Annotated in this window: 5 protein-coding genes and 1 rRNA gene; 5 read left to right on the plus strand and 1 reads right to left on the minus strand. The window is 71.5% G+C overall.

Translation table 11 applies throughout. The features are described from left to right. Positions 1–19: 19 nt before the first annotated feature. The 5 genes from ENSA5_RS17130 (at position 20) to ENSA5_RS17150 (ending at position 6,084) form a co-directional block, all read left to right on the plus strand. Positions 20–1,657 carry an FAD-dependent oxidoreductase gene (locus ENSA5_RS17130; protein WP_106392745.1) on the plus strand — a complete coding sequence of 546 codons (1,638 nt, stop codon included), beginning with the start codon at positions 20–22 and terminating at the stop codon, positions 1,655–1,657. Between the two features lie 13 nt (positions 1,658–1,670). Continuing rightward, entirely contained in the window at positions 1,671–2,792 is a 1,122-nt protein-coding gene (locus ENSA5_RS17135) for a hypothetical protein (protein ID WP_146155795.1), read from the plus strand. A 92-nt stretch (positions 2,793–2,884) separates the two neighbouring features. Beyond that, positions 2,885–3,397, plus strand: a complete 513-nt coding sequence (locus tag ENSA5_RS17140) for a hypothetical protein (RefSeq protein WP_106392747.1) — start codon at positions 2,885–2,887, stop codon at positions 3,395–3,397. Positions 3,398–3,440: 43 nt separating this feature from the next. Next, on the plus strand, positions 3,441–4,559 hold the full coding sequence (locus ENSA5_RS17145) for a hypothetical protein (protein ID WP_106392748.1): 1,119 nt from the start codon (positions 3,441–3,443) through the stop codon (positions 4,557–4,559). A 25-nt stretch (positions 4,560–4,584) separates the two neighbouring features. Then, positions 4,585–6,084: a hypothetical protein gene (locus ENSA5_RS17150; protein WP_106392749.1), complete on the plus strand. Its 1,500-nt coding sequence runs from the start codon at positions 4,585–4,587 to the stop codon at positions 6,082–6,084. A 206-nt stretch (positions 6,085–6,290) separates the two neighbouring features. On the opposite strand, the gene rrf is transcribed toward ENSA5_RS17150, so the two are convergent. After that, positions 6,291–6,370 (minus strand): 5S ribosomal RNA (rrf, locus tag ENSA5_RS17155); the annotation flags it as partial.

Consider the following 6,370-nt stretch of genomic DNA (forward strand, 5'->3'; position numbering starts at 1 on the left):
TCGTCGCGCGACGAGCCGGATGGATCTCAGCCGACGCAAGCTGCTCATCGCGGGCACCCTCGGTGGAGCCTCGCTCGGCTGCCGCGACTCCCGCGAGGCCGCGAGCGTCGAGCCCCTCTTCGTCGGCCAGAGCCCCGAGCGCGGCCACCTGCTGCGCTCGGCCGCGCTCCTCGATCACCCGATCGATGAACGCCGCAAGCACGGCGTGGTCATCGTCGGCGGCGGCGCGGCCGGCCTGTCTGCGGCCTGGCGCCTCCACAAGGCCGGCATGCACGACTTCGTGATCCTCGAGCTCGAGCCCGCGCTCGGCGGCACCGCCCGCAGCGGCGCCCTGCCCCGCTCGGCCCACCCGATGGGCGCCCACTACCTCCCGACCCCGCCGCCCGAGTGCAGCGAGCTGCGTTCGCTGCTCGCGGACCTCGGCCTGATCGTCGGCTACGAGCACGACGGGACCCCCGAATACCGGACCACCGCGATCTGTGCGGCGCCCGAGGAGCGCCACTTCTTCCACGGCACCTGGCACCCGGGCCTGTACCCCGCCGACGGCGAGACCGCCGACGAGGCCGACCAGTGGGCGCGCTTTTGGGATCGACTGCGGGCGCTCGACCGGGCCCGTGACGGCAGCGGCGAGCTCTTGTTCCGCCTGCCCGTCCGCCGCAGCGCGGGGCGGCTCCGCGGCCTCGATCGCATGTCGATGGCCGCGTGGCTCGACGAGCAGGGCCTCACCAGCTGGCGCCTGCGCTGGTACGTCGACTACGCCTGCCGCGACGACTACGGCTGCACCCTCGATCAGACCTCGGCCTTCGCCGGCCTCCACCACTTCTTGGCCCGGGGGCTCGAGGACACCCGCGACGGCGCGCTGCTGACCTGGCCCGGCGGCAACGGGGAGCTGCTCGGGGCGCTCCACGATCACCTCGGGGCCCACCTCGACATGGGCGAGCGCGTGCTCGCGGATCACCTCGTCTACGCGATCGACCCCGAGCGCGGCCGCGTCCGCGTCCGTGATCTGAGCGCGGGTCGGAGCGTCGAGATCGAGGCCGAGGCCGTGCTCTGGGCCGCGCCCCGCTTCGTCCTGCGCCATGTCCTGCCCCGCGGCCGCGACCCGCTCGCGCCCGAGGCCCTCAGCTACGCGCCGTGGCTGGTCGCCAACCTCGAGCTCACCCGGTCGCCCGGCGGCGTCGGGGCCTCGCTCGCGTGGGACAACGTCCCGGTCATCGAGGATCCCGCCGCCCGCAACCTCGGCTACGTCCTCGCAACCCACCAAGAGGGCCGCGATCAGGCGATCGAGGCCGGCGCCGTGATCACCTACTACCAGCCGCTGGCCGCCGCCGACCCCCAGGGCCTCGCCGAAGCTCGCGCCCTGCTCCTGGCCAGCGACGCGCGCGAGCTGTCCGAGCAGGTCCTGCGCGCGCTCGAGCACATGCACCCGGCGATCCGTCGGCAGCTCAGGGCCCTGCACCTGCATCGCTGGGGTCACGCGATGATCCGACCGATCCCAGGCCTGCTGTTTGGCGGCGCCCTCGACACCGCCCGCGCACCGATCGGCCGCGTGCGCGCGTGCGCGACCGATGTCGGCGGGCTGCCTTTGTTCGAGGAGGCCTTCTATGGAGCGCTCGAGGCCGCCGACTGGGCCCTCGCGCGCGTGGGGCGGGGCTGAGATCAAGCTCGACATGGCTCCGACACGACATCGCTGGCTGGTCTCGCCCAGCTTCGACCTGGGGTGGTTCGCGATCCCGGGCGCGCTCGCGCTGCTCGCCGCCCTTTGCGTCGGCCTGTCGCTCGATCCGAGCGAGGACGACAGCCTCGCGCTGTGGATCGTCGGCGTGGTCCTCGTCGATGTCGCCCACGTGTGGGCCTCGCTCTACCGGACCTACCTCGACCCCGAGGCCCGCCGACTCCACGCCCAGCTGCTGCGCGCGACCCCGGTGCTCGTGCTGCTCCTCGGGTTCATGGTCCACGCCGTCTCGCCGGCCCTGTTTTGGACGGCGCTCGCCTACGTGGCCGTGTTTCACTTCATCAAGCAGCAAGAGGGCTTCGTCGCCTTGTACCTGCGCGCGGGTGGTGAGACCGGCGCGGCCGCGGCCCGTGACCGCGCGCTGGCCAAGGCCGCGGTCTGGTCCTCGACCGCCGGCCCCGTGATCTGGTGGCACACCCAGCTCCCGCGTCGCTTTCACTGGTTCGTGGCCGAGGACTTCGTCGCCGGGCTGCCAACGATCGTCGGCACGATCGCCGTGTGGGTTCAGGTCCCGATCTTGCTCGCGTTCGCGCTGCGTCGGATCCAGCTGGCCTCAGGGCGGACAACCAGTCGCGGTCGTCGCGGTCACCCGATGGTCCCGCTCCTGGTCGCGATCACGGCCCTGAGCTGGAACCTCGGCATCGTGTGGTTCAACGACGGCCGCGTGTTCACGATCAGCAACGTGTTCATTCACGGCCTGCCCTACCTCGCGCTGGTCTGGGTCGCTGGCGGTCGCGAGGCGGTCGAGCACAGGGTGTCGCCGCGCCGGGCCGCGCCAGCTTTGGTCTTCGGGGTCTTCTACGGCCTCCTGGTCATCCTCGCCGTATTCGAGGAGGCCCTGTGGGATCGCCTGGTCTGGCACGACCACCCGACCCTCTTTGGCCACGGCCACAGCGAGCTCGGCGAGTTTGGCCTCGCGCTCGTCGTCGCGCTGCTGACCGTGCCGCAGGCGACCCATTACGTGCTCGACCGCTTCATCTGGCGCGTCGGTCCAAACAACCCGAAGCTCGCCGCGCAGCTGGGCATGGCCGCACCCACGACACCGCCCCAGCGCTGATGCATCCTGCAACGGCCCGCCAAGTCGCCGATCCGCCCGGGCATACCCGGCCTCGGACGCGACGCTTCTCGTGACCGCGCGCGAGTGTTTCAATGGCCTCGGAGCTCCTCGCCATGGCCAACAATCCTTGTCGCCTCACCGCCGCCGTGCTCGCGGCCTGCACCTGCCTGCCCCTCATCGCCAGCGCCTGCGTCCGCGACGAGCCCGCGACCTACCTCCCGCGCGCGGGCACCTGGACCTACGCAGAGCAGTCTGTCGTCCGCAACAGCTGCGACGACTCGCTGCTGCCCGATCCCCTGATGACCGTAGCGATCGACGACCCCGTCGACGACCAGTTTCAGATCGAGGTCGGGACCAAGGACGTGATCTGTGAGATCGACGGGACCGAGTTCTATTGTGGTGACTACCTGGCCTTCAGCGGCGGCGTGGATGGCTTTGACGCGACGGTCCAGATCGTCGTGACCTGGGATGGCGAGTTCTCGTCCTCGACCGAGGCCGACGGCAACGAGCTCACCTCGATCACCTGCACGGGCGAAGACTGCAACCTGCTCAAGGATCTGCCCTGCTCGCGGGACGCCACCTTCACGGCCGAGTTCTTCAACTGACCACGGCCCCCACCCCGCGCGAAAGTCGTGATAGGAGTGAGGGGTGAACGCCCTCGTCCGCCTCCGACTGCACGTCTTCGCGTTCGTCGTCGCGCTGCTCACCGGCATCGCCTGCGACGTCAGCTTGCCGTCCACGGTCCCGACCTCGGTCGACGGCGCGGTCAAGGGCGCCGCGTGTCCGGAGTGGGGCAGCGGCAAGGTGATCGGCGCGAGCTTCACGGGCGACCCCGCGCTCAACGCCCAGATCGCCGCGTTCGTCCAGGCGAGCATGGACATCCAGCGCGCCGCCGACCAGGCCTACGCCAAGGTCACCAACGCCTGCGTCAAGATGGGCAAGGATCTCGGCGTGCCCGACGAGCAGCTCCGCGGGACCTCGGCCGACACGGCCAGCGCCCCGTGCAACGCCGTCGCCGCCAAGATCGACTCGATCCTCAAGGCCAACGCCGCCGTCCAGGTCACCTACCAGCCGCCGCGTTGCCAGATGGACGCCAACTTCAAGGCCAACTGCGAGGCCGAGTGCGGGCTCGAGGTCGACCCCGGCAAGGTCGTCGCCAACTGCGAGCCGGCCAAGCTCTCGGGCTACTGCCAGGGCACCTGCACCGGCCAGTGCGAGGGCACCTGCACCGGTGAGTGCCAGGGCGAGTGCTCGGCCAAGGACGCCCAGGGCCGCTGCGTCGGCGAGTGCAAGGGCACCTGCAAGGGCTCGTGTGACTCCACCTGCCACGCCAAGTGCGAGGGCACCTGGAAGGCCCCGCGCTGCGAGGTCGAGGTCGAGCAATCCAAGGTCAAGGCCGACTGCTCGGCCAACTGCGAGGCCTCGGCCAAGGTCCGCGCGAGCTGCCAGCCGCCCAAGCTCAACGTCAATTCTTCGGCCAACACCGAGGCCATGACCAAGCTCGTCGCGACCTTGAAGGCCAACCTGCCCGCGCTGCTCCAGGCCCAGCTGCGCCTGTCCAAGCAGCTCGCGGGCGACATCAAGGTCGTGATCGACACCGGCAACTCGCTCCAGGGCCAGCTCAGCGCCGCGGGCGGCAAGGCCATCGCCTGCGTGTCCGCGGCCGCCACCGCCCTCGCCCAGGCCAGCGTCAAGATCAACGTCAGCGTCAAGGCCAGCGCCAGCGTCAGCGGCAAGGCCGGCGCCAGCGCGTCTGGCGGAGCCTGAGCCCACGCTCCCCTATACTGGGGGCATGCAGCTGTGCCCGAGCCCGGCGTGTCCGTTCCGCGTCCGCCACGGCTTCGCCGCCGAGTTCGAGGATCACGTCGAGCGCTGCCGCAGCTGCGACGGCCCGCTCGAGCAGGCCGCCGCCGCCGTCGACAACGCGCTGGCCTGGCCTGGCCTCGCGCGCCTCTGCGTGACCGCCGTGCTCGTCGCCGCGCTCGCGGGCTTCGCCACGCTCCTCGTCCCCGGCTTTCAGGCCCCCGACGAGCTCCGCCTCACGCTCGGCTCGGACCTCGTCGACACCCTCGGCGGCGCGCTCAGCTTCGGTGAGCTCAGCCTCCGGCCCGCGCTGTCGTGGCTCGTCCTCGGCGCGATCCTGGTCGAGTTCATCGCCCTCGCCTTCCCCGCCGGCCGCGCGCTGCGGGACGACCCCGCGGGCCGGCGCAAGCTCCAGGTCTTCGCCCTGCTGCTCGCGCTCGGCGGCCTCGTGTTCAAGGGCTGGATGTCCCACCGCGCGCTGGTCGAGTTCTCGCCCGCGCTCTTCGCGATCGACGTCGGGGTGCCCAGCGCCTCCTTGGTCATCCTGACCCACGCCGCCGGCCTGCCGCTGTTGCTCACGCTCGCCTTCGTCAACGAGCGCTGGGGCCTCGGCCACGGCATCTCGATCGCCCTCGGCGCCCTGCTCGTCCTCGAGCTCGCGACCGCGCTCCCCGCCAACGCCGATCTGCCCCGCCAGCTGATCGTCACCTTCGCCCTCCTCGGCGCCGCGCTCGTGCTGCTCGGCCGCCCCGCGCGGGCCACCGCCCACGGCCGCAGGCCGCTCGGCCAAGACCCGACCCACGCACCCGAGCTCGGCCTCGGCCTCGTGATCCCAACGAGCGGCCTGGTCGCGATCCACGCCCTGTACCTCGGGCCCCTGACGATCAGCGCCGTCGGCCAGCAGCTCCTCGCGCCCACCCTCGACCCCGAGGGGATCGCCGCGCTGACCCGCTGGCTCCACCTCGCCCTGGTCCTCGGCCTCACCGCGCTCTTCGCCTGGGTGTTCACGCGCCCGCAGCTCCTCACCCAGCGCTGGCGCCGAGCCTTCCCCCGCGCCGACCCAGCCATCCTCGCGCGCGAGGCCCAGGCCATCTTCCGCCGCGGCCTCCTGCGCAGCGGGCTCCTCACCCTCGCGATCGTCCTCCTCGGCCGCGAGCAACTCCCCGCCCTCGAGGTCACGATCCTCGCCGCGATCCTCCTCGACCTCGCCCACGAGCTCCGCCTCCGCCTCCGCGAGCCCGAGCTCGTCCCCCTCGCCACCCAGCTCGACGTCCCCGGCGCCAACGCCCTCGCCGCCGCCTTGGCCCTCGAGCACAAGCCCGCCGTCGTCCAGGCCCTCCACCACCGCGCCCTCTACCACCTGTTTGGCTGGTGGCTCCCGACCCGAGTCCTCGTCCGCCCTCGCGACCTCGAGTCCGCCCGGACCCTCCGTGACCAGATCATCGCCCGGCCTGAGTCGAGCGCTGCGCGTTCGACTCAGGCCTTCTAGTCTTCGAGGGGGCCTTTCAAAACGGCCCCTCGCTCCGGCGGCCAAGCCCCCTCCGCTCACCCCAAACGCTCGCCTCTCGGCCCTCGCTCCGGCGGCCAAGCCCCCTCCGCTCACCCCAAACGCTCGCCTCTCAGCGAGTGCTCGCCCGGAGTCACAGCGGCGAACCAATAAAAGAAGCCCCGGACACTTTCGTGTCCGGGGCATAGATCTGGCGACGACCTACTCTCCCACAGAGTGACCCCTGCAGTACCATCGGCGCAGGAGGGCTTGACTTCCGAGTTCGGGA

Source organism: Enhygromyxa salina (assembly GCF_002994615.1).
Lineage (GTDB): Bacteria > Myxococcota_A > Polyangia > Nannocystales > Nannocystaceae > Plesiocystis > Plesiocystis salina_A.

Bases quoted from the DNA above. Each gene is read 5' to 3' on its own strand.
- ENSA5_RS17130 (WP_106392745.1), top strand. From the start codon at position 20: ATGGATCTCAGCCGACGCAAGCTGCTCATCGCGGGCACCCTCGGTGGA.
- ENSA5_RS17135 (WP_146155795.1), top strand. From the start codon at position 1,671: ATGGCTCCGACACGACATCGCTGGCTGGTCTCGCCCAGCTTCGACCTG.
- ENSA5_RS17140 (WP_106392747.1), top strand. From the start codon at position 2,885: ATGGCCTCGGAGCTCCTCGCCATGGCCAACAATCCTTGTCGCCTCACC.
- ENSA5_RS17150 (WP_106392749.1), top strand. From the start codon at position 4,585: ATGCAGCTGTGCCCGAGCCCGGCGTGTCCGTTCCGCGTCCGCCACGGC.